This window comes from Salmonella sp. 2020_1459, assembly GCF_043847915.1.
Classification (GTDB): Bacteria; Pseudomonadota; Gammaproteobacteria; order Enterobacterales; family Enterobacteriaceae; genus Salmonella; species Salmonella enterica.
In genome coordinates, this window is the sequence record NZ_JBCMFA010000003.1 from 221191 (window position 1) to 245699 (window position 24509).

General features: G+C 51.5%; 17 protein-coding genes and 1 CRISPR repeat array. Of the genes, 5 read left to right on the plus strand and 12 right to left on the minus strand.

What is annotated here, in order from left to right; all coding sequences use genetic code 11:
• Positions 1–6: 6 nt before the first annotated feature.
• Genes cas7e through ACH0VJ_RS09595 form a run of 4 tightly spaced genes read right to left on the minus strand, consistent with a single transcriptional unit; the run spans position 7 to position 5867 of the window.
• Entirely contained in the window at positions 7–1065 is a 1059-nt protein-coding gene (cas7e, locus tag ACH0VJ_RS09580) for a type I-E CRISPR-associated protein Cas7/Cse4/CasC (RefSeq protein WP_000206414.1), read from the minus strand.
• Positions 1066–1078: 13 nt separating this feature from the next.
• On the minus strand, positions 1079–1639 hold the full coding sequence (casB, locus tag ACH0VJ_RS09585) for a type I-E CRISPR-associated protein Cse2/CasB (protein ID WP_000117946.1): 561 nt from the start codon (positions 1637–1639) through the stop codon (positions 1079–1081).
• The gene (casA, locus tag ACH0VJ_RS09590; RefSeq protein ID WP_000368585.1) at positions 1636–3192 is read right to left on the minus strand and encodes a type I-E CRISPR-associated protein Cse1/CasA; all 1557 of its coding nucleotides are present in this window, start codon (positions 3190–3192) and stop codon (positions 1636–1638) included. Before casA ends, casB begins: the two co-directional genes overlap by 4 nt.
• Before the next feature lie 11 nt (positions 3193–3203).
• A complete protein-coding gene (locus ACH0VJ_RS09595) occupies positions 3204–5867 on the minus strand; it encodes a CRISPR-associated helicase/endonuclease Cas3 (RefSeq protein WP_000029735.1) in 2664 nt (887 codons plus the stop codon).
• Between the two features lie 443 nt (positions 5868–6310).
• Here ACH0VJ_RS09595 and sopD point away from each other — a divergent pair, with 443 nt between their 5' ends.
• Positions 6311–7264, plus strand: a complete 954-nt coding sequence (gene sopD / locus ACH0VJ_RS09600; RefSeq protein WP_001145544.1) for an SPI-1 type III secretion system effector SopD — start codon at positions 6311–6313, stop codon at positions 7262–7264.
• Positions 7265–7476: 212 nt separating this feature from the next.
• Here sopD and cysH read toward each other — a convergent pair whose 3' ends face one another.
• The 3 genes from cysH to cysJ all read right to left on the minus strand — a co-directional run bounded on the left by cysH (position 7477) and on the right by cysJ (position 11798).
• On the minus strand, positions 7477–8211 hold the full coding sequence (cysH, locus tag ACH0VJ_RS09605; protein WP_000080404.1) for a phosphoadenosine phosphosulfate reductase: 735 nt from the start codon (positions 8209–8211) through the stop codon (positions 7477–7479).
• A 75-nt stretch (positions 8212–8286) separates the two neighbouring features.
• Positions 8287–9999 (minus strand): assimilatory sulfite reductase (NADPH) hemoprotein subunit, encoded by a 1713-nt coding sequence (cysI, locus tag ACH0VJ_RS09610; protein WP_001290661.1) that lies wholly within the window; start codon positions 9997–9999, stop codon positions 8287–8289.
• Positions 9999–11798, minus strand: a complete 1800-nt coding sequence (gene cysJ, locus ACH0VJ_RS09615; RefSeq protein WP_000210925.1) for an NADPH-dependent assimilatory sulfite reductase flavoprotein subunit — start codon at positions 11796–11798, stop codon at positions 9999–10001. Before cysJ ends, cysI begins: the two co-directional genes overlap by 1 nt.
• A 434-nt stretch (positions 11799–12232) precedes the next feature.
• On the opposite strand from cysJ, the gene queD reads away from it, so the two are divergent.
• Positions 12233–12595 carry a 6-carboxytetrahydropterin synthase QueD gene (gene queD / locus ACH0VJ_RS09620; protein ID WP_000108313.1) on the plus strand — a complete coding sequence of 121 codons (363 nt, stop codon included), beginning with the start codon at positions 12233–12235 and terminating at the stop codon, positions 12593–12595.
• An 89-nt stretch (positions 12596–12684) separates the two neighbouring features.
• Here the strand turns inward: queD and ACH0VJ_RS09625 are convergent, their stop codons facing one another.
• The 5 genes from ACH0VJ_RS09625 to mazG all read right to left on the minus strand — a co-directional run bounded on the left by ACH0VJ_RS09625 (position 12685) and on the right by mazG (position 19734).
• The gene (locus tag ACH0VJ_RS09625; RefSeq protein ID WP_001208002.1) at positions 12685–13482 is read right to left on the minus strand and encodes an MBL fold metallo-hydrolase; all 798 of its coding nucleotides are present in this window, start codon (positions 13480–13482) and stop codon (positions 12685–12687) included.
• Positions 13483–13579: 97 nt separating this feature from the next.
• Positions 13580–14584: direct repeats of the CRISPR family, unit length 29 nt; unit sequence CGGTTTATCCCCGCTGGCGCGGGGAACAC.
• Between the two features lie 296 nt (positions 14585–14880).
• Positions 14881–15552 (minus strand): 7-carboxy-7-deazaguanine synthase QueE, encoded by a 672-nt coding sequence (gene queE / locus ACH0VJ_RS09630; RefSeq protein ID WP_001199961.1) that lies wholly within the window; start codon positions 15550–15552, stop codon positions 14881–14883.
• A 135-nt stretch (positions 15553–15687) separates the two neighbouring features.
• Positions 15688–16986, minus strand: a complete 1299-nt coding sequence (gene eno / locus ACH0VJ_RS09635; protein WP_000036734.1) for a phosphopyruvate hydratase — start codon at positions 16984–16986, stop codon at positions 15688–15690.
• An 82-nt stretch (positions 16987–17068) separates the two neighbouring features.
• The gene (pyrG, locus tag ACH0VJ_RS09640; protein ID WP_000210863.1) at positions 17069–18706 is read right to left on the minus strand and encodes a glutamine hydrolyzing CTP synthase; all 1638 of its coding nucleotides are present in this window, start codon (positions 18704–18706) and stop codon (positions 17069–17071) included.
• A 227-nt stretch (positions 18707–18933) separates the two neighbouring features.
• Positions 18934–19734, minus strand: coding sequence for a nucleoside triphosphate pyrophosphohydrolase (gene mazG / locus ACH0VJ_RS09645; RefSeq protein ID WP_000210451.1), 801 nt, complete (start codon positions 19732–19734; stop codon positions 18934–18936).
• A 607-nt stretch (positions 19735–20341) separates the two neighbouring features.
• Between mazG and ACH0VJ_RS09650 the strand changes: the two genes are divergently transcribed.
• From ACH0VJ_RS09650 to ACH0VJ_RS09660, 3 genes are all read left to right on the plus strand, one after another.
• Positions 20342–20929, plus strand: a complete 588-nt coding sequence (locus ACH0VJ_RS09650) for a fimbrial protein (RefSeq protein ID WP_000842511.1) — start codon at positions 20342–20344, stop codon at positions 20927–20929.
• Between the two features lie 82 nt (positions 20930–21011).
• Positions 21012–23708 (plus strand): fimbrial biogenesis outer membrane usher protein, encoded by a 2697-nt coding sequence (locus ACH0VJ_RS09655; RefSeq protein ID WP_071588228.1) that lies wholly within the window; start codon positions 21012–21014, stop codon positions 23706–23708.
• A gap of 12 nt (positions 23709–23720) precedes the next feature.
• On the plus strand, positions 23721–24494 hold the full coding sequence (locus tag ACH0VJ_RS09660) for a fimbria/pilus periplasmic chaperone (RefSeq protein WP_001044460.1): 774 nt from the start codon (positions 23721–23723) through the stop codon (positions 24492–24494).
• Positions 24495–24509 lie beyond the last annotated feature (15 nt).

A 24509-nucleotide genomic window follows, 5' to 3' on the forward strand; every position in this document is an offset into this window, starting at 1 on the left:
CGCCCCTTACGCGCAGATGAAGTCAAGCACGTCTTCCATGCTTCCCTGCTGATTCATCACGTCGAAACTGGCGGTATCAGTCCGCTGCCCATAAACCTTATTCATATTCTTATGCAGCGATGTAATACGCTTAACCGCAACGTTCAATTGGTCTGTACCGTTGATCGGTTCATAAAACGCGGCCGCCAGTGAACGTGGTTGGTCGGTGCCTTTTTCGGCCAGCGCCCACGAGGCATAGGCACGGCTGGCAAAGCTGTTCTGTTTGCCGGTCGGCGACACTTTCAGCGCCGCTTCAGTAAAGGCGCGCAGCGTTTTGTTTGCCAGTTCTTCATTGCCGTTCAGGTTTTTCACCAGCAGATCTTTGTCGATGCAGATATAGGTGTAAAACAGAGCGGAGCCAAAGCCGGTTTCGCCGAGATGGCCTGCGCCTGCATCTTCTGCCGATGCCTGGCGTAGGTCATCCACAGCGGTAAAGAAATCGTCTTCGACGATCGTTTCGCTGACGCCGAAGGCGTGGGCGACCTGACAGGCGGCTTCCACGTTAAAATCAGTTTTCTTCGCTAACATCCGGCCAAACATCGCAATATCGACAGCCATGCGATCGTGACGTAACAGTTCCGCTTCCTCTTCTGTTGCCGGACGTTTTTCTTCTGCCAGACGGCGCGCCAGCGCTTTCACGGCCTCAAACTCAGCAGGGCTGATATGCACCAGTTGCTCGGTTTCAGCATTCGTCAACTCATCTTTGGGTTTCTTATCCTCTTTTGCCTTGCCAAAGCAGTTGGCGATGTTCTTGACGTACTCAACCGCTTTTTTGGCGTCAATGCCGCTATCAACGAGGATTTGCGCCGCCTCACGAGCAATGCGACCAGTACGAATACCAATATGGCCAGCTAATGCCTGTTCAAATAACTCAGATGTACGCCAGGCGCGTTTCAGGCTCTGAGAGGAGATACGCAGACGTGTTGCTCCGCCGAGCACCACGGTTTTTGGCGCACCGGTATCATCACGGTTCAGGTTAGCGGCGGGGTAAGCGGTCAGTAAATGGAGCTGAATAAACGTTGTCATAAAGATATCCCTGTTAATCTTGTTCGTTATCGGTATCGCCATCGCCGGCCTGGTAGTATTCCAGCGCCCAGCGGATACGAAGAAATTCGGTTGGCCGCTGCTGGCGGCGATGGTGGTTCAGCAAGTCATTCTGCTCCTGGCACCAGCAGAAAATATCGTCTGCAAGAGAAAACAGGTTGACCGAACCATCTAACAGCTTCACCGCACGCCGTAACTGGCGCAGCAGTTCATCCGGCGTTTTTACCGCTAATAGGTGGGAGAAGCGTAATTTTGACATCACCGGAGTGTCGCCACCTTTCTTCTGTCCAAGCTGCGCAGCAAAACTCTTTTGCTCATCAATAAATTTGATATGTGCAGCCAGTGCCGCTGTGATTGCCAATGCAGTAACATTCCAGGGTGCTTTGTTTTTCCATAAAGAATGTGTTTGCATTAACAATGAATGAAGCCCCTCAGCCAAACAGGCATCATTCACCGTTTTACTACGTCGTAAGCTGGCTCGTAATCCACGTTTTTCTTGTAGTTCCTCATGCCACTGACGCAAAGTGGCTTTATCATCTTTCGTCACAACACTCATTCAGCAGCCTCCTGTTTCTTTGCTTTGGCGGCTTTCGCGCTTTGCTTTTCCGCCGATGAAGTAAAATATTTCTTGCGCGCGGTCATGATGCGCTTCAGATCGCTGCTCTCGTAGGGGTTGGTAAAGACGCGGTCGTCGAAGTAGCGCCGGGTAAACAGCCAAAGTTCTCTTTGCCATTTATTCAGCCTTTCGTCCGGCTTGTGTCCGTTTTCCAGATCGTGGATCAGATTGAGAAAGCGCCCCTGCGTCAGGTTCCAGAAATCAATATCGATAAAACTGAAATCACCCCGCGCATCCTTCGCATTGGTGAACCACGCTTCTTTTAGCGCACCGCGCAGCAGGCTGAGGAGGCGGGTAGCAGTTTGTGTTGCTTTACGTAAATCAGGGATCAGACCTTCCGTCATCAGCAACGGGAAGTGATGCTCATACCAGCAGCGGATTTTCATATTGTCGAAATCCGCGCCAAAGCCCCAGATCCCCGCTTTAACGTCAGTCAGCGAGCGGGCGTTAAACACCTTGACTACCTGCGCGGGAGATTCGTAATTCGCTTCCGTCTGGTTGTTCTGACTTAATCCCAGCCAGTCGCGCCAGATAAGGCCGCCGGGCTGCGGTTTAACGGAAAAGAATGCGTTTTGATCTTTTACCGGGGCGCGATAAGGCGTCAGCGGATGACGCCAGCCATCGTAGTTAACGCCGTAGTTCTTAACGGTCATAAAGCCAAGAAGCTCATCGCTTTCAGCGCCGCAAATATCGCAGCAACCTGACTGTAAGGTGGCAAAATCCAGGCGGATACGACGCGGCATCCCCCAGTACGCCTGGAGTTTATTGACCTGCTCCGGCGTGGTAACGGCATTCGCCTGCTCGCTGGTCCGCGTCGCGGCAAGCCACGGGAAAATGGCCGCATCACACTGGTCTGGTAAAGGCAGATCCGCAGTATCCTGCGGCATCACGTTGAGCCACAGCTTGCGCCAGAGCGGCGTTTGCCGCTCGCCCTGATATTCCTGCAATTCAACCAGCGTGGTCAGTGGCCCGCCGCCACGCAGCCCGGTGCGGTAGCCTTTACCGCCAGAAGGCGCGTTAAGCTGCAACGAAAACAGCGCCAGCGCCGCGCAGTGCGGACAAAAACGTTCCGTTACGCCGCGTTTGATAAAATGGTCTTTATTGAACTTCGTGGTTTGTACGCCGGGCGTTTCTGGCAGCAACGAGGCGATCGACACTTTTTCTCCGGTTAACGGCTCAAAGTCCTGCATAAACGAGGGGGATTCTGGGCCGAACTGAAAGGCGTGTTCTAACGGTGCTAACGCCTTATGTAACGCATCGGCACGCAATCCATCAAACCAGATATCCTCCCAGTTTTTGTATCTTTTCGGCGCGATACTGCATTGCAACAATCCCAACAGAAACTGCCAGGCCGCTCCCTGTAAATCTGCTCGCGTTGCGGCGATGTCCACCACGTTTTCATCTGCCAGATCGACGGGGGCCAGCTTGCCCGTGGAACCGTCTTTGAAACGGACGGGGAGCCAGGGCGTTGTTAAAAGTGAAAAATTGTCCATATCTGTATTCGTTATTCCCCCATCATGCCAATCAATCCCTCATTCGCCGAATAACCACAAGCGGCAAAGTCCGTCACCACAATCACCGTGGCAAAATCCTTATCCTGATGCTGTTGCGCACACCACTTACGCAAGGGTTCGCCGTCTAATTTTTCAAACTCGTCTTTATGTTTATTCCACCAGCTCTGACGTACTCGCAGCACGCTCATCTCCCAGGCGTGTTCACCGCTGGCATAAGGGGTTACGACGCTATCCACGATTTTCGCCAGCCACAGCGTGACAGACTCTTCCGCCAGCCGCGTTGACATTTTCTCCGGTAAAGAATCGCTAATTTCAGCACAGTAGCCCGGCGCAAAGTTAAGCAGCATCTGGCCGGCAAATGCCCGGTCGCAATAAAATTTGCCTTCCTGCAATTGCTCGGTTTTTGCAAATCCAACCGGCATGTTGACATCCTCACCGTAGACCGACTCAATCAACAAGCGGGCAGATTGCGGCATCCGAATCGTCCCCTGCTCACGTAATATGCGCTGCGTCAGCCACATGCGCCCATGATCGGGATAGACATAGGCGCTGTTACGCATGGCGCTGGATAACCAGTTCTCTCGCGGCGCGTCATCCCACTCCGGAGCAAGAATGCGCAGCACTGGCGTCTCTCGCTCATCCTGCCCACTCTTTTTCACCAGACCGTTACGATCGCGAATATGACGCTGTAGTCGACCGGCCCGCTGAATTAATAAATCCACCGGCGCTAAATCAGAGATCATCTCATCGCAGTCAATATCCAGACTTTGTTCGATTACCTGCGTGGCGATAATGACCTTACCGGCACGTTGCGCACCGCTCTGTTTGCCAAAGAGATTCAGCGTCTGTGACTCAATCCGCTGACGATCGTGAAAAGCAAAGCGACTATGGAAGAGTAAAAGGTTTTCCGTGGCGACGACCTTACTCAGTTGAAGCTGGCGATAGATACGAATCGCATCATCAACGGAGTTACGTATCCAGGCGATACAGTTTCCTTTTTCCACTGCTTCACCTATACGTTCAAGACACGCCTCTTCACTATGTAGCCAGCCAATATCTACGCAACGCTCAACCTCTTTGCGTGTATCAACCCGCTGAGCAATCAGCTCTGTTTGTGTGACCTGAGTCAGCCAGGGATAATCGTCATGGCCTAGCAACGGCGCCTGCACACTACGCCTCACCCCACGGGAAAATGCCGCCACCAGCTTATCTCGCTGCTGCTGCGATAGCGTCGCAGATAACAGAATAGTGGCGTTGCCATTACTGGCCTGCCGTTCGATCAAACCTTCAAGTATTCGGGACATCCAGGCATCACAGGCATGGATCTCATCAGCCAGTAAGATCTTGTTGCTAAGACCCAGTAACCGCAGGTTGTTATGTTTAAATGGCATTACCGCCATCATCGCCTGATCCAACGTGCCTACGCCAACCTCCGCCAACAACGCTTTTTTATTGCTGTCGGCAAACCAGGCGGCGCATCCCTGACTATAAGGCTGCGCTTCATCGGGTTCTTCCGTACCAGAAAGAGTGACCGACCATATTGACTGATTGAAACGATCCATTAAGCGACGCGCGCTATGCGCCAGAATCAGGCTGGGACGGGAGTCCGGCTGATACAGCGCCAGCCAGGTGTTCGCCATACGTTCAAACATCGCGTTGGCTGTCGCCATTGTCGGCAGTCCAAAATAGAGTCCCTGCGCTTTACCTGCCGCCATCAGTCGATGAGCTAATATGAGCGCCGCCTCTGTTTTTCCGGCCCCGGTGACATCTTCAAGAATAAAGAGTTGGGCGCCATCCACGTTGATATCCAGCTCAAGCGCCTTTTGTTGTAACGGTGTGGGATGCTGAATAAAAGGGAAAAGCGTTTCTATGCCCGTAAAGGCAGACACATTCGCCGCTGAGGGAAATAGCGTGATGGCAGTTTGTGCTTTAGCGAGAGCTTGCTGCCAGTAGGTATCAACAGGCATTTTTTCCGCAGTACGCGGAAAATAACGGCTGGCAGAACCAGTCCAGTCAGCCAGCACAACCGCAGCGGAAATAAACCAGGAAAGTTGCTGAAATTGGTCGATACCCTCATCTTCATCCCAGGCTTCAGGCAAGGTAATTAAAGGAAAGAGCGCTTTTATTCTCAGAAGAAAATCTCTTGCCGCATCTTTATCCTGCTGGCGAAAATGGTCCAGCTCCTGGATTGCCTCTGGAGGGCGTCCATGATGACCTGTAGTGACTGGCATCCAAAGCGCCATAACGCGCTTACTTTTACGAACTGAAAGCGAAGAAGGAGGAAACAATTCAGGGCATTCACTTAGCCAGGAGTTCCACAACACGTATCCCAGCGTGGTATGCGCGATTTTTTCATAATGCCGTGTAGGCTCATTAAAGATGTTTAAAGCCTCATGACGGTATAGTTGCTGGAAGGAATGAGCAAATTTTCCAATATCATGCCAACATAAAATCCAGGCAAAAAATTGCGCCGCCTGCTCCTTATCCTGGATGCCTAATTTTTTTAGATAGTGGTCAATAAAATAAATATTATTTATCACCATCCAGTAACCCACAGCCGCAACATCTAAAGAATGCCAGCAAAGCAAATGGTAATCATCACCGCCGTCATTTTCTCCTCGTCGAGACTTTCCCCAATAGTGATATATCGACACGTAAACTCCAGCATGTGGATAATAAAAGCACTCTACGCCTTTTTAATGGTCTTTTTTGTTGATATATCTCACAAAAATTGCACTTCCTGAGATTATATTTAAATATGCTCACTCAACTTTATATATTCTTCAGAAATATTTACCCCACGAATAATTATTATAAATTTTTCCGCTCTTTTCTTCTGGAAGAAGCGATCAAAGAGGCTTCTTCCAACGCCCCCTGCATAAACCAAAATTTAAAAAAACGACCATTTGCGGCGAATCATCTACCTTTTGTCTGAATTATCGTCACCACAAAGGATTACCAACCATAAATGTGCTGTATTAATAATGTCGTTCAAATTCTCTCCTGTAGTAAACTTTATCTGTTTAATAAAAAAGAGAGAATTGAACGATATATTTTACTCCGGATATTGAATAATATAAATTTGAAGGAAAATATTATGCCAGTCACTTTAAGCTTCGGTAATCATCAAAATTATACGCTTAATGAAAGTCGGCTTGCTCATCTGTTAAGCGCAGATAAAGAAAAAGCAATCCATATGGGGGGTTGGGATAAAGTCCAGGATCATTTTAGAGCGGAAAAAAAGGACCATGCGCTGGAAGTGTTACACTCCATCATTCACGGGCAGGGCCGTGGTGAACCTGGAGAGATGGAAGTTAACGTAGAGGATATAAATAAAATTTACGCCTTTAAACGGCTACAACATCTGGCCTGCCCGGCTCATCAAGATCTGTTTACTATCAAGATGGACGCTTCTCAGACACAATTTTTACTTATGGTCGGCGACACGGTGATCAGCCAAAGCAATATTAAGGACATCCTTAATATATCAGATGATGCAGTGATAGAATCTATGAGTAGAGAGGAGAGACAATTATTTTTACAAATATGTGAGGTGATTGGTTCGAAGATGACCTGGCACCCGGAATTACTTCAGGAGTCGATTTCAACTCTACGAAAAGAAGTGACGGGAAATGCACAAATCAAAACGGCGGTTTATGAGATGATGCGTCCCGCAGAGGCTCCAGACCACCCGCTTGTCGAATGGCAGGACTCACTTACTGCAGATGAAAAATCAATGCTGGCCTGTATTAATGCCGGTAACTTTGAGCCTACGACTCAGTTTTGCAAAATAGGTTATCAGGAGGTACAAGGTGAAGTCGCTTTTAGCATGATGCATCCGTGTATCTCCTATTTACTACATAGCTATTCACCGTTTTCAGAGTTTAAACCAACAAATTCTGGTTTTTTAAAAAAACTTAATCAGGATTATAACGACTATCATGCAAAAAAAATGTTTATTGATGTAATTCTTGAAAAGCTATATCTAACCCATGAACGTTCTTTGCACATTGGTAAAGATGGGTGCAGTCGTAATATATTACTGGTATAAAGATAGTCAGTAATATACCCTTCATACTTCAAGTTGCTTATGTGTTGGCTACGCTCGTTCACCCCAGTCACATAGTTATCTATGCTCCTGGGGACTCACTCCCTTGCCGCCTTTAAGCAACTCGAATTATTTTGGGTATATAACCAATTTAAAATCCGGCTGCCTGCCGGATTTTTCATAGCAGCAAGTATAATCATACCGCGTAAGGACAATCACCCTTCATGCAGCCCGCACTCGCGCTTCAGTCCGAAGAAGCGTGTCTCTTCTTCCGCCATACCCGGCTCCCATTTGCGGGTGGTGTGCGTATCGCCCACCGACAGATAGCCCTGATCCCACAGCGGATGGTATTTCAGGCCGTGCTTTTGCAGGTACTGGTAAACGGTACGGTTATCCCAGTCGATAATCGGTAGCACTTTAAACACGCCGCGCTGGATAGCGAGAACGGGTAAATGCGCGCGGCTGCCGGACTGCTCGCGACGCAGACCCGCAAACCACGTCTGCGCTTTCAGCTCTTTTAGCGCCCGGTTCATCGGCTCGACTTTGTTGATCTCATTGTATTTCTCAATGCCCTCAACGCCCTGCTCCCACAGCTTGCCGTAGCGCGCTTCCTGCCAGGCCGGACTTTCGCCTGCGCGGTAAACTTTCAGGTTGAGTTTGAGTTTGTCCGTTAACTCATCAATAAACTGGTAGGTTTCCGGGAACAAATAGCCGGTATCGGTGAGGATCACCGGGATATCCGGGCGAATCTGGTTCACCAGGTGCAGGCTCACCGCCGCCTGGATGCCAAAGCTTGAGGAGAGCACGTATTCGCCGGGCAGATTTTCCAGCGCCCAGGCCACGCGTTCTTCGGCGCTCAGTTTTTCCAGTTGGGCGTTGGTTTCCGCCAGAGCCATTACGCGATCGACTTTTGGCAATTCATTCAATGCGTTGAGATCGAGTTGGGACATGAGTTCCTCACTGTTTGCCTTGCCTGATGGCGCTGTGCTTATCAGGCCTACACAGACGCCATCCGGCAATTCAGGTTATTCCCAGAAATCACGCGCGGGATCGAGCACCGGGCGAATGATGCCCGCACGCACCGTAAAGTCGCCGAAGCCTTCACCCGCTTCGCGCTCTTTCGCCCAGCGCCCAATCAGTTGATCCAGCGAGGCCAGAATATCCGGCTCGGTGATATTTTCTTTATACATCCGAGGGATACGACTCCCGATGCGGTTGCCGCCAAGATGCAGGTTATAACGACCAGGCGCTTTCCCTACTAAGCCAATTTCCGCCAGCATCGCGCGACCACAGCCGTTCGGGCAGCCGGTCACGCGCATCACGATATGCTCATCAGGAATGCCGTGTTTTTCCAGAATCGCTTCCACTTTGTCAGTAAACGACGGCAGGAAACGCTCGGCTTCCGCCATCGCCAGTGGGCAGGTCGGGAACGACACGCAGGCCATTGAGTTTTCACGCTGCGCGCTCACCGCATTCATCAGCCCATGATCGCGCGCCAGTTTCTCGATCTTCGCTTTCTGGCTTTCCGGCACGCTGGCAATAATCAGGTTCTGGTTAGCGGTGATACGGAACTCGCCCTGATGAATCTTCGCGATCTCCAGCAGACCGGTTTTCAGCGGACGCCCCGGATAATCCAGGATACGACCGTTTTCGATAAACAGCGTCAGGTGCCAGTTGTTGTCGATCCCTTTCACCCAACCGATACGATCGCCGCGACCGGTAAACTCATACGGGCGGATCGGCTCAAATTTGATCCCCGCGCGACGCTCGACTTCCGCTTTAAATGTCTCCAGTCCCACGCGCTCAAGGGTGTATTTGGTTTTGGCATTTTTCCTGTCGGTACGGTTACCCCAGTCGCGCTGCGTCGTCACTACCGCTTCGGCCACCGCCAGGGTGTGCTCCAGCGGCAGATAGCCAAACTCGCTGGCCGTACGAGCGTAGGTTTTCTTATTACCATGCTCAATAGACAGACCGCCGCCCACCAGCAGGTTAAAGCCGACCAGCTTGCCGTTCTCGGCAATCGCCACAAAGTTCATGTCGTTGGCGTGCAGATCGATATCATTTTGCGGCGGGATCACTACCGTGGTTTTGAACTTACGCGGCAGATAGGTCTGCCCGAGGATCGGTTCTTCATCGGTGGTCGCGACCTTCTCCTGATCGAGCCAGATCTCCGCATACGCACGGGTGCGCGGCAGCAGATGTTCGGAGATCTTCTTCGCCCACTCGTAGGCTTCAGCGTGCAGCTGAGACTCGTAGGGATTGGAGGTGCACAGCACGTTACGGTTCATATCGTTAGCGGTCGCCAGCGCGTCCAGCCCCACCGAGTGCAGCATCTGGTGCACCGGCTTGACGTTCTTCTTCAGAATGCCGTGAAACTGGAAGGTCTGGCGGTTGGTCAGACGGATACTGCCATAAATCGTGTTATCCGCCGCGAATTTATCGATCGCCTGCCATTGCGTCGTAGTAATCACCCCGCCCGGCAGGCGGCAGCGCAGCAGCATCGCATGACGTGGCTCCAGCTTCTGCGCCGCACGCTCGGCGCGAATATCGCGATCATCCTGCTGATACATGCCGTGAAAGCGGATCAGCAGGAAGTTATCGCCTTTAAAACCGCCGGTGAGACCGTCGTTCAGATCTTCCGCAATGGTACCGCGCAGGTAGTTGCTTTCCAGCTTCATGCGCTCGGCATCGGACAGTTTACCTTCGACCACCAGTGGGCCTGGATGTTTTTCGCTCATTAGTAGACATCTCGCTGATAACGGCGCTCTACGCGCAGCTCACTTAAATATTCATCTGCCGATTCGAGGTCCATACCGCCGAATTCAGCGATCACTTCCAGCAATGCTTTTTCGACATCTGCGGCCATACGCCTGGCGTCGCCGCAGACATAAATGTGGGCACCGTCATTGATCCAGCGCCACAGCTCCGCGCCCTGTTCGCGCAGTTTGTCTTGTACGTAGATTTTTTCTTTTTGATCGCGGGACCAGGCCAGATCGATCCGGTTCAGCACGCCTTCTTTCACGTAACGCTGCCATTCAACCTGATAAAGGAAGTCTTCGGTGAAGTGCGGGTTACCGAAGAACAGCCAGTTCTTGCCTTCCGCACCGTCGGCGGCGCGTTGCTGCATAAAGGCGCGGAACGGCGCGATACCCGTACCTGGGCCAATCATAATCACCGGAGTCTGCGGATTCGCTGGCAGGCGGAAATTATCGTTGTGTTCAATAAAGACGCGCACTTCGCCCTCTTCTTCCACGCGGTCGGCGAGGAAGCTGGAAGCACCACCCGCGCGGGCGCGGCCTTCAATATCGTAGCGCACGACGCCGACGGTTACGTGTACTTCGCTTTCGACTTCCGCCTGCGCGGAGGCGATGGAGTACAGACGCGGCGTCAGCGGACGCAGCAGGCCGATTAATGCTTCAGCGTCGAGCTGCGCCGGAGAGAAACGCACCATATCAACAATGGGCGTGGTCGCGGCGTAGTGCTGGAGCTGCGCTTTATCACCCACTAATGGCAACAGCGACTCACTGCGCGTCAGGGTCGCGTAGTTCTCAACAATGTTGGCGGTATTCACCGTCAGCTCGAAGTGCCACTCCAGCGCTTCGGCGAGCGGCAGGGTTTTACCGTCAACCGTCACCGGCTCATCGCCCTTCAGCCACAGCAACTCAACCAGCTCCTTCACCAGAGCCGGATCGTTCTGATACCAGACGCCCAGCGCATCGCCCGGCTGGTAACGCAGACCGGAGTCGCCTAAATCAATCTCAATATGGCGCACATCTTTTTCCGAGTTGCGACCGGTGATTTTCTGATTCACGGAGAGGGTCGCGATCAGCGGCGCGTCTTTAGTATAGGGGCTGGTGTGGATGTCGTTTACCGCGCCAGTAGCGACGGATTGCGAAGGTGCCGCGACAGGTGCGCGAGACTTCAGAACATCAACCACGCGGGCGCGCCATTCGCTGGCAGCTGCCTGATATTCAACGTCAGCATCGACACGGTCGAGCAGACGTTCACCGCCCAGCTCCGCCAGTTTGCTGTCGAAATCTTTTCCGGACTGGCAGAAAAATTCATAAGAGGTGTCGCCGAGGCTAAACACGGCAAAAGCGGTGTTTTCCAGTTTCGGCGCTTTTTTCGAGAACAGGAACTTATGCAGCGCGACGGCCTCTTCCGGCGGCTCGCCTTCTCCCTGGGTGGACGTCACTATCACCAACAGTTTTTCACTGGCAATCTGTTTGAATTTGTAGTCGCCGGCGTTCACCAGTGTCACATTAAGGTTGGCCGCCAGCAGATCATCACGCAGCGCTTCCGCCACACGACGCGCATTGCCGGTTTGCGAAGCGGAGATAAGCGTAACCCCCGGCATCTTCCGCTCAGGAACAGGCGTGACGGCAACAGCGCCTGAGCGCGGGTTCAGTACGCCCCAAAAATAGCCGGAGACCCAGGCAAGCTGTTCGGGAGTAAGGTCGGTTGTCGCGGCCTGAAGGCGCGCCAGTTGCTCCGGATTAAGCGGAAGCAACCCAGTCAGTGGAGCCGGTGTCGTCATGCGTCGTTATGTTCCAGTAAGCAAAGCGGATCTATACACAAAATCATTCAAGTTCGCTGTAGCCAGACTGTAAGCTGATCGCGCCCCAGGAGCGTACATAAATACGTGACTGGGGCGAGTAAACGCAGTCAACACAGATGCGGCTTGAAGGATGAAGTGTATAAGCGATAAATCCCAAACTAAGGATAAGGGTAACGGTGAGAGGAATAACAATTAAAGAAGGGTTGGAAATAACAAATAACCAAATGAACTAACCTGTTTTAGTTATCGTTATTAACGCCAAAATCGATTTTATAATTGATTGATAATTATTAAATTTTCTGGAAATTCTTAAATTAATTGCCCGTCACAAGGCGGAGAATGGTTTTAGTTAATGATAAAAAATGCGCTTTCCGGTACCCTACGGCGGTTTTTTTATTGCCTGAGAGTTCATCATGTCCACCACGTTGTATAAAGATTTCACCTTTGAAGCCGCTCACCGCCTGCCTCACGTGCCTGAAGGGCATAAGTGCGGCCGCCTGCACGGACACTCGTTTATGGTGCGTCTCGAAATTACCGGTGAAGTCGATCCGCATACCGGTTGGATTATGGATTTCGCGGATCTCAAAGCGGCGTTTAAACCGACTTACGATCGTCTTGATCACTACTATCTGAATGATATTCCAGGGCTGTCCAATCCCACCAGCGAAGTGCTGGCAAAATGGATTTGGGATCAGGTTAAGCCCGTCGTGCCGCTACTGAGCGCCGTGATGGTGAAAGAGACCTGTACAGCCGGCTGCGTCTATCGCGGCGAATAAGGTTTATTAACGCGTGGGCTGGATGGCAAATTGATTCCAGCCTATCCACACGACGTTTTATCAGTGAAAACATTGTCCAGCGCGCGGTGTTAAAAACGCAGCACATCACCGGTTGCAGGTGCGGTTATTTCCGGTAGCCACAACCGCCCCCAGGCCCCTGTACAGTGACAACCGCATAGTTTTTCAGGTTTTTGTTCTTGCAGAAAGCGCCTGACTCGCCACAGCGTGAACGGTGATGCGCAGCGGAGATGAAATCCGCCGACAAGCGCGTAAATCCGCTTTATACCGGTAATGTTCTGACAGTGCCGGACAATATTTGCGATCCCCCGATGCCCGCATCCCGTAATGATGACTAATCCTTTTGTCGATTGGTAAATCAGTACGCCCTCATCCAAAATAGAGTCCGGCTCCGCATCGTGGCCGCCAAAAATACCGTAGGCTTCAGGCGCGACCACCGGTATTTCCCCTGACCAGATAAAGTTTTCGCCAATCGGCAGGGGTCCACGCGTGTACATCATTCGGTAGCGTGAATAGTCCACCTCACACGACAATTTTTTTATTTTTCGGGTAATACCGAGAAAAGTCATTGCCGCATAACGTTCGCGCGCAATATCGGGATGGCAGATGATTCGACTGTTATCAGGAAGCCACGGCACGCCGCCGCAATGATCGTAATGACCATGCGAAAGCACCACAGCAGACACATCGGACAGATCGATCCCCATCGCCAACGCGTTTTGCATAAAACTGCCATCAGGGCCGGTATCGAACAAGATCGACGTAGACTCATCCTCGACCAACAGGCTTAATCCTGGCCGGGCCTTCAACGATTTATCCGCTCCAGCTCCCTTATGATTTTCGAGCAATACCCTGATCCTTAACGCCATGGCCTTCTCCTGTCTAAAAGCCTCCCCGGGAAAACGCGGCCTTTTTACTTTACAGGTTTGTAGCTGCCATTACTGGTACACAGATTATGATTATGCAACGGCTATCCTTGTTGGCGCGGGGAACACGGTTTTTCGTCGAAATCAATTTGCCACTCGTGCGGTTTATCCCCGCTAGCGCGGGGAACACGCGCCCTCGTTCTGCTGGGCATACAGTCGGATCGGTTTATCCCCGCTGGCGCGGGGAACACGATCCGTTACAGGGTCTGTCCGGATTTAAAAACGGTTTATCCCCGCTAGCGCGGGGAACACACCGATAATAGTATTACTGACGCCACAAACGACGGTTTATCCCCGCTGGCGCGGGGAACACAATGACAGCACCGCGTCAAACTGCAATTGCGCCGGTTTATCCCCGCTGGCGCGGGGAACACCTGTGGATAACCCTACAAATTTTAGTGACCTGCGGTTTATCCCCGCTGGCGCGGGGAACACAAGTGGTTGCTGTCGTTGACGGTGTCGCGGTACGGTTTATCCCCGCTGGCGCGGGGAACACACGAGTGTCAAGGAACGAATTAGTTGATAAGGCGGTTTATCCCCGCTGGCGCGGGGAACACCCCGCCAGAACATCAACGCCATTAATAATGCGCGGTTTATCCCCGCTGGCGCGGGGAACACGCAATGGCAGCAACAAAAAGCGACAATCTGAACGGTTTATCCCCGCTGGCGCGGGGAACACCCACGCTGGATCAGTTCCCTGATTGTGGTCGGCGGTTTATCCCCGCTGGCGCGGGGAACACAGGCGTCTTTATGGCGCACAGTACCAGCCTGGCGGTTTATCCCCGCTGGCGCGGGGAACACGCTAATAACGTCACGCGCTGCCAGGCCGTCAACGGTTTATCCCCGCTGGCGCGGGGAACACGACGGATATTGCCCGACTGGCAGGCCTGTCCGCGGTTTATCCCCGCTGGCGCGGGGAACACAATAACCCGTTCATTGAGGGAATGGTTGTTCCCGGTTTATCCCCGCTGGCGCGGGGAACACTTCCATTTGTCCCGTTTTAGAATTAAACAAAACGGTTTATCCCCGCTGGCGCGGGGAACACACTAAACGGATATCATTGTTTATAAACTACTTTTTATCAGCACTACATTCCACCAACATAATCGCAACAATTTAAATTATTAAAGAACAGCTAATTTGCTGATTTTGATGCAAAAAAGTTCATAGAATGATTTTTTCTTTAAATTTACCAAAATAGCGTGATCCATGCATCGCTATGGAAAAATTTATCCGCGCTTTTATACACTCATCGAAATTCACATAGAGAAAATAAACAATGCAAGGTAATGGATAAGTCACAGACGGCATCGGCAGGCCGTCCGTAAGATTAGTAATGCATCAGGCGATATTTAAATATTTATGCGTTTGCATAGACAGCCGCCAGTTACGTGCAATACAAGTTTCAATACACAGACGCGTCGCGTCTTCTTTCTGGCTAATGGGCTGCAAAGCAATCACGCGCGGTTTATCATCGCTCAACGTGGCTAACAGTTCATCCAGCGCCTCAATATCACGAACTCGCCCAACGGGATGCTTGATTTCATTGGCGCGCTCCAGCGCCTGGGAAAGCACGTCATATCCCCCGCGCATATTCACTTTTGGTGAAACCGTGACCCAGGTATTGGGCGTACAGCGCACTTCGTGCGTCCCGCTGGTCTCAATCTGACAACTAAAACCACTCTTTTCAAGCAGATCGGTGAGCGGCATGAGGTCATGAATACAGGGTTCTCCACCGGTGATGACAACGTGACGCGCGGTATAGCCCTGACGATTAATTACTGCCAGCAAGTCTTCACTGCTCGCAGCACCCCATTTGTCGCTCTCTTTGGTTTTTGCCAGAATGCTGAACAGAGACACTTCCCGATCGCTCAGTTTATCCCAGGTGTGTTTGGTATCGCACCAGGCACAGCCGACCGGACATCCCTGTAAACGAATAAAAATAGCGGGGACGCCGGTAAAATAACCCTCGCCTTGTAGAGTCTGGAACATCTCGTTAATCGGGTACTGCATAGCGTTCTCTGTTAAGGGGATAATCGTTAATTATTGCAGATTTCGTCTGCCCGGTCATGCACAGCGGCTGCGCTATTGAACAGATACAAAAAAACCCGCCGAAGCGGGTTTTTACATTAAGAGGTAAAAGCAGGATTACGCCTGGCCTTTGATCTCTTTACGACCGTTGTACGGTGCTTTTTCTCCCAGAGCTTCTTCGATACGAATCAGCTGGTTGTATTTAGCAACACGGTCAGAACGGCTCATAGAACCGGTTTTGATCTGGCCTGCAGCGGTACCAACAGCCAGGTCAGCGATGGTAGCGTCTTCAGTTTCGCCAGAACGGTGAGAGATGACAGCAGTGTAGCCAGCGTCTTTCGCCATCTTGATTGCAGCCAGAGTTTCGGTCAGAGAACCGATCTGGTTGAATTTGATCAGGATGGAGTTAGCGATGCCTTTCTCGATGCCTTCTTTCAGGATTTTGGTGTTGGTTACGAACAGGTCGTCACCAACCAGCTGGATTTTGTCGCCCAGTACTTTGGTCTGGTATGCAAAACCGTCCCAGTCAGACTCGTCCAGACCATCTTCGATGGAAACGATCGGGTACTGTTTGGTCAGTTCTTCCAGGAAGTGGGTGAATTCTTCGGAGGTGAACGCTTTGTTGCCTTCGCCAGCCAGAACGTATTTACCGTCTTTGTAGAATTCAGATGCTGCGCAGTCCATCGCCAGGGTGATGTCTTTACCCAGCTCGTAACCAGCCGCTTTAACCGCTTCAGCGATAACAGCCAGTGCTTCCGCGTTGGAGCCCAGGTTCGGCGCATAGCCGCCTTCGTCACCCACAGCGGTGTTCATGCCTTTGCCTTTCAGCACCTTTGCCAGGTGATGGAAAACTTCAGAACCCATACGGATGGCTTCTTTAACCGTTTTCGCGCCAACCGGCTGGATCATGAATTCCTGGATGTCGACGTTGTTGTCAGCGTGCTCGCCGCCGTTGATGATGTTCATCATCGGAACCGGCATGGAGTATTTGCCCGGAGTGCCGTTCAGTTCAGCAATGTGCTCGTACAGCGGCATACCTTTAGCGGCAGCAGCAGCTTTGGCGTTAGCCAGAGAGACAGCCAGAATGGCGTTTGCACCGAAGTTAGATTTGTTTTCAGTACCGTCCAGGTCGATCATGATTTTGTCGATGCCAGCCTGGTCTTTAGCGTCTTTGCCAAGAATAGCCTGAGCGATCGGGCCGTTAACCGCGCCAACAGCTTTGGTTACGCCTTTACCCAGGAAACGGGATTTGTCGCCATCGCGCAGTTCCAGCGCTTCGCGGGAACCAGTAGAAGCACCTGACGGAGCCGCCGCCATACCTACGAAACCACCTTCCAGGTGTACTTCAGCTTCAACAGTCGGGTTACCACGGGAGTCGATGATTTCACGACCGATGACTTTAACGATTTTGGACATTAGGTTTTCCTCAAGTCACTAGTTAAACTAAAACTTCAGACAAACGGTGCACCGCTGAGGGTGCACCGCCGTTCTAACTTTTTTACTTCGCCTGACGTTTCTGATGCTCGTTGGCGGCTTTAACAAAGCCGGCGAACAACGGATGTCCATCACGCGGCGTGGAAGTAAATTCCGGATGGAACTGACAGGCCACGAACCACGGATGATTCGGTACCTCAATGATCTCGACTAACTGATCATCACCGGAACGGCCTGCGACACGCAGACCCGCTGCTTCAATTTGTTTCAACAACATATTGTTGACTTCGTAACGATGGCGATGACGTTCAACAATCGTCGACGCGCCGTACAACTGACGTACCAGACTGTCATCGCTAAGCTGGCACTGCTGCGCGCCCAGGCGCATGGTGCCGCCCAGATCGCTTTTCTCGCTACGGACTTCAACGTTACCGTCTTCATCGCGCCACTCGGTAATTAACGCCACAACCGGGTACTTACAGTCTGGCACAAATTCCGTTGAGTTGGCGTTGTCCATGCCGGCCACGTTACGAGCGAACTCAATCAACGCAACCTGCATCCCCAGGCAAATGCCCAGATAAGGAATATTGTTTTCACGCGCATAGCGCGCAGTGGCGATTTTACCTTCAACGCCACGATAGCCGAAGCCGCCGGGGATCAGGATAGCGTCCAAATCTTTCAGAATTTCGACGCCGCGCGTTTCAACATCTTGCGAATCGATCAATTTGATGTTGACGGTAACGCGGTTTTTCAGACCACCGTGTTTCAGCGCTTCGATCACCGACTTATAGGCATCCGGCAGTTCAATATATTTGCCGACCATGCCGATAGTCACTTCGCCTGCCGGGTTCGCTTCTTCGTAAATGACCTGTTCCCATTCAGACAGGTTAGCTTCCGGACAGTTCAAGCTGAATCGTTTACAAATATAATCATCAAGCCCCTGAGATTTCAACAGGCCTGGAATTTTATAAATGGAATCGACATCTTTCATTGAAATAACGGCTTTTTCCGGCACATTACAGAACAATGCAATTTTTGCACGCTCGTTGGCAGGAACCGCGCGATCGGAACGACAAATCAGAATATCGGGCTGAATACCGATAGACAGCAGCTCTTTCACGGAGTGCTGAGTCGGTTTAGTTTTCACTTCGCCCGCAGCCGCCAGGTAAGGTACCAGCGTCAGGTGCATAAACAGCGCGTGTTCACGACCGATATCTACCGCCAATTGACGAATCGCCTCAAGAAACGGCAGCGATTCGATATCACCGACGGTACCGCCGATTTCCACCAGTACCACATCGTGGCCTTCGCCACCTTCCAGCACGCGCTCTTTAATCGCGTTAGTGATGTGAGGGATTACCTGTACGGTTGCGCCCAGATAGTCGCCACGGCGTTCTTTACGCAGAACGTCGGAGTAGATGCGGCCAGTCGTGAAGTTGTTGCGGCGAGACATCTTGGTGCGGATGAAACGCTCGTAGTGCCCCAGGTCCAGGTCGGTTTCAGCGCCGTCTTCAGTAACGAACACTTCCCCGTGTTGGATTGGGCTCATAGTACCCGGATCGACGTTGATGTACGGATCCAGTTTCATGATGGTCACGTTGAGACCACGGGCTTCCAGAATGGCTGCGAGGGAGGCTGCGGCAATGCCTTTACCCAGAGAGGATACGACCCCGCCGGTCACAAAAATATAGTTCGTTGTCATGCGGAACCTGAGAAGTTAGGTTTAAAAGACGATGGAATAACCAGGACGGGAAAGCAGTATACCCGAACATGACCTACGCCACAAACTTTCATTATTCCTCCTCTTCGTCAGGCTGACATTCACACAGGGAGGGAGAAAATAGCCCCTTTGAGGTAAATGTTTTTGACGTAAATCAAGCGCTTGTTATTTAAAAAATCACACAAATCGCTCTTGACCGCCTAAAACCTTTAGAGATCAATTTCCTGGCGTTTTACTTCCTGCCAAACTTCTTCCATTGTTTCCAGGTCCACCCCGGTCATTTCCAGGCCTCTGGCTGCGACAATACGTTCAACTTCGCGAAAACGACGTTCAAATTTATCGTTCGCTTTTTGCAAAGCGAGCTCCGCTTTCGTACCTAAATGACGCGCCATGTTGACCGTGGCAAAGAGCAAATCGCCCATTTCCTCTTCCAGTTTAGCCTGATCAACAACCGCCTGCCGCGCCTCGAACATCACCTCATCGATCTCTTCATAGACCTTATCGACGACCGGTCCCAGCGTCGTCCAGTCAAAGCCCACGTTTGAGCAACGTTTCTGGATTTTTTGCGCGCGCATTAAGGCCGGTAAGCTGCGCGGAATATCGTCCAGCGCGGAATGCTGCGCTTTTTGCGCGCGCTCTTCCGTTTTGATTTGCTCCCAGCGAACTAATGCTTCTTCGCTATTATCCGCGGAAAGCTCGCCAAAAACATGCGGATGGCGGCGCTCCAGCTTGTCGCTGATGGCAGCGCAGATATCATTAAAATCGAAGCGGCCTTCTTCCTGCGCCATCTGCGCGTAAAACACCACCTGGAACAACAGGTCGCCCAGTTCGCCGCGCAAATCGTCAAAATCCTCACGCGCAATCGCATCCAGTACTTCATAGGTTTCTTCCAGCGTATAAGGCGCGATGCTGGCGAAGGTCTGCTCTTTATCCCACGGACAGCCGTTTTCCGGGTCGCGCAGGCGCTGCATGAGGGTGAGAAGACGGTCAATTTGATGGTTAGTTGTCATGGTTTTTAATCGGTTGTAAATACTAGCGACAATTGTAACGTATTATTCTTAACCATTCACGCACAGAGACACTACGACAACGCCTATATAATAAAATATATTGTTAACAGGCGTTGAATGCTACCTTTCCCGTATAACTTTAAAATTATTAATCGATACACAACAATATAATATATCATATAACTAATTTATTAAAAAAACAGATATTTGCACCAGGCATTATAAATAACATCAATTAAGTAAAAAAATTATGCAAACACTATAAGCCTCCCCCCCCAAAGAGCCTTCCCTTTCAAAAAAAATAAATTATTTCACTTTTACGGAAAAACGAGTAGCATGCACGCCAGTTTAATATTCAAAAAAGACCGCTTTTTTGTTTTTTCTGGAACATACATGAAATAAATATATTGAAAGTATTACATATAATATTCTATGAGCAGGTACGATCATTCAGCTCATAAGAATATACTCATAAAAATGTAGAAATATAATATTTTTATTATGACCTATTTTTTACCCAAAGCCCGCAGCATGGCTCTATGCCGCATATCCCTTGGTATACGCGTACAAAATGTTGCCATAAAACACGTTAATTAAGGATAACACGATGAAGTCATCTCATTTTTGTAAACTGGCAGTAACTGCATCTTTAGTTATGGGAATTGTCTCCGGCGCTCAAGCCGCGGGTAGCAACACAGCGAAGGTCACTTTCCTTGGTAATATTGTTGACTCCCCCTGCTCCGTCACATTGGATACGGAAGATCAAACAGTCAATATGGGTTCAAGTATCGGTAATGGCACGCTGAGTAATGGTAAAACGACCATCAACAATGCCCGTACCTTTCATATCGATCTTGAGGGTTGTACCTGGGCTACCGAGAAAAATATGAATGTGGTATTCACTACAGGTAGTGGAACCACAGCGGCTACAGGCGCCACGGATAATCTCGCGCTGATGAAGACTGACGGCACTGGCGCTATTAGCAACGTAAGCCTGGCAATCGGCGATGCTGGCAAAAACAATATCAAACTGGGCGATACCTATACACAGGCCATTGCGGACCTGGACGGAGACAGCATCCTTGATGAGAAGCAAAGCCTGAATTTCACCGCCTGGCTGGTTGGCGCAGCAACCGGCACCGTAGGCACAGGTGAATTCAGCAGTGCCGCCAACGTCACTATCTCTTACCTGTAATTCAGTTAACAGAGTCACGACGATAATACCCTGCCGCTTTAGGTAGGGTATTCCTGTTGAGTTTTATTGCGGAATATATTTGATGAATAACACATGGAAAAGTGTTCTTTGCCCAATAGCGTGCGGAGTGGGAATGCTTCTAAGCGCCTCCCCTTATAGCGCGTCAGGCAAAGACATCGAATTTAATACCGATTTCCTCGATGTAAAAAATCGCGATAACGTTAACATTGCACAGTTTTCTCGTAAGGGTTTTATTCTGCCAGGCGTCTACCTCTTACAAATTAAAATTAACGGACAGACTCTGCCGCAGGAATTTCCTGTTAACTGGGTTATACCAGAACATGATCCACAAGGAAGTGAGGTTTGCGCAGAACCAGAATTAGTTACGCAATTGGGTATAAAACCGGAACTCGCGGAAAAACTCGTCTGGATAACGCACGGTGAACGACAATGTCTGGCGCCAGATTCACTGAAAGGCATGGATTTTCAGGCCGACCTGGGACACTCCACGCTGCTGGTGAATTTACCCCAGGCGTATATGGAATACAGCGATGTCGACTGGGATCCACCCGCCCGCTGGGATAATGGTATTCCCGGCATCATTCTGGATTACAACATTAATAATCAGCTCCGCCACGATCAAGAAAGCGGCAGCGAAGAGCAAAGTATCAGCGGCAACGGGACGTTAGGCGCGAACCTGGGCGCATGGCGACTGCGGGCCGACTGGCAGGCCAGCTACGACCATCGTGACGATGACGAGAACACTTCCACCCTCCACGATCAGAGCTGGAGCCGCTACTACGCCTATCGAGCACTACCGACGCTCGGGGCCAAACTTACGCTGGGCGAAAGCTATCTCCAGTCCGATGTTTTCGACAGCTTTAACTATATCGGTGCCAGCGTCATTTCTGACGATCAGATGCTGCCGCCGAAACTGCGCGGCTATGCGCCGGAGATCGTGGGCATTGCGCGCTCTAACGCAAAAGTCAAAGTCTCCTGGCAGGGGCGCGTACTGTATGAAACGCAGGTGCCCGCAGGACCGTTCCGTATTCAGGATCTCAACCAGTCCGTTTCCGGTACGTTGCACGTCACCGTGGAAGAGCAGAACGGTCAGACCCAGGAGTTTGACGTTAACACCGCATCGGTTCCCTTCCTGACGCGCCCCGGCATGGTGCGCTACAAGATGGCGCTGGGCCGCCCGCAGGACTGGGATCATCATCCCATTACCGGCACATTCGCCTCGGCGGAAGCTTCGTGGGGGGTCACCAACGGCTGGTCGCTATATGGCGGCGCAATTGGAGAAAGCAACTATCAGGCCGTGGCGCTGGGAAGTGGTAAGGATCTTGGCGTGGTGGGCGCGGTGGCGGTCGACATTACGCACTCCATCGCCCACATGCCGCAAGACGACGGGTTTGACGGCGAAACGCTGCAGGGTAACTCATATCGCATCAGCTATTCCCGTGACTTTGATGAAATCGACAGCCGACTAACCTTTGCCGGATACCGCTTCTCAGAAAAGAACTTTATGAGCATGAGCGACTATCTGGATGCGAAAACCTACCATCATCTCAATGCCGGTCACGAAAAAGAACGCTATACGGTCACCTATAACCAGAACTTCCGTGAACAGGGCATGAGCGCCTATTTCAGCTACTCACGCAGTACCTTCTGGGACAGCCCGGATCAGAGTAACTATAACCTGTCTCTTTCCTGGTACTTCGACTTAGGGTCGATAAAAAATCTCAGTGCGTCGCTGAACGGCTATCGCAGCGAATATAACGGTGATAAAGATGATGGCGTCTATATCTCGCTGTCTGTTCCCTGGGGCAATGATTCCATCAGCTACAACGGTACGTTTAACGGTAGTCAACACCGTAATCAACTCGGCTATTCCGGCCACAGCCAGAACGGCGATAACTGGCAGCTTCATGTCGGGCAGGATGAACAAGGCGCGCAGGCAGACGGTTATTACAGCCATCAGGGCGCGCTGACGGACATCGATCTGAGCGCGGATTATGAAGAAGGATCGTACCGTTCGCTGGGCATGTCGCTGCGCGGCGGCATGACGCTGACCACCCAGGGCGGCGCGCTGCACCGGGGAAGTTTAGCGGGCAGCACACGTTTGCTGGTTGATACCGACGGCATTGCGGACGTCCCCGTTAGCGGTAGCGGCTCGCCAACCTCAACCAACATTTTCGGCAAGGCCGTGATTGCGGATGTCGGAAGCTATTCGCGCAGCCTGGCGCGTATCGATCTGAACAAATTGCCGGAGAAGGCGGAAGCTACTAAGTCGGTTGTGCAGATCACGCTCACCGAAGGCGCCATCGGCTACCGTCACTTTGACGTGGTCAGCGGCGAGAAAATGATGGCGGTTTTCCGGCTGGCAGACGGCGACTTCCCACCGTTCGGCGCCGAAGTGAAAAACGAGCGCCAGCAGCAGTTGGGCCTGGTGGCCGATGACGGCAACGCCTGGCTGGCGGGCGTAAAAGCCGGGGAAACATTGAAAGTCTTCTGGGATGGCGCGGCGCAGTGTGAAGCATCACTCCCGCCCACGTTTACACCGGAGCTATTGGCCAACGCGCTATTGCTGCCATGCAAAATGCTGGAAGGTCAGCCCACCACCGCACCGCAGAAAAGTTCTCCGCTGCCTGCGCAACCGCTAATCCAGGAACATACGCAAACCGATGGCCAACCGGCCGCGCCGGTGGCGACAACCACTCAAACCCCGCCCATACCGCTGGCTGACAACCATGCGGTGAATCGCAAGGATATGGAATAAAGGGAACCCGTAATGAACAAGACCAACCATTTTAAGCGCCAGGCGCTTATCGCTTCGGTATTACTGGCTGCGCCGCTGGTATCGCACAGCGCGATTGTGCCGGATCGTACCCGCGTTATTTTTAACGGCAATGAAAATTCAATCACCGTCACGCTGAAAAACGGCAACGCCACGCTGCCCTATCTCGCACAGGCGTGGCTGGAAGACGATAAGTTCGCCAAAGATACCCGCTATTTTACCGCCCTGCCGCCGCTGCAGCGTATTGAGCCAAAATCCGACGGGCAGGTTAAAGTCCAGCCGTTACCAGCCGCGGCTAGCCTACCGCAGGACCGGGAAAGTCTGTTTTATTTCAACGTGCGGGAAATTCCGCCGAAAAGCGATAAGCCTAATACGCTCCAGCTGGCGCTGCAAACGCGTATTAAGTTTTTCTACCGCCCGGTAGCCGTCGCCCGGCAGGTAGATAAGACGCACCCGTGGCAGACGAAGCTCACGCTGACCTACCAGGGCGATGGTGTGATCTTCGACAACCCCACACCGTTTTACCTCGTCATCAGCAATGCCGGTAGCAAAGAGAACGAAACCGCCTCCGGCTTTAAAAACCTGCTGATTGCCCCGCGTGAAAAAGTGACCTCTCCCATCAAAGGTTCCTCGCTCGGCAGCTCGCCGGTGGTGGGCTACGTCGATGATTACGGCGGCCATCGCCTGCTGGTTTTCACCTGCTCAGGGAATACCTGCAAGGTCAATGAGGAAAAAACCCGTGACGCTGAGAAGAAAGCGAATAAGTAATCCTGTGCGAAAGAG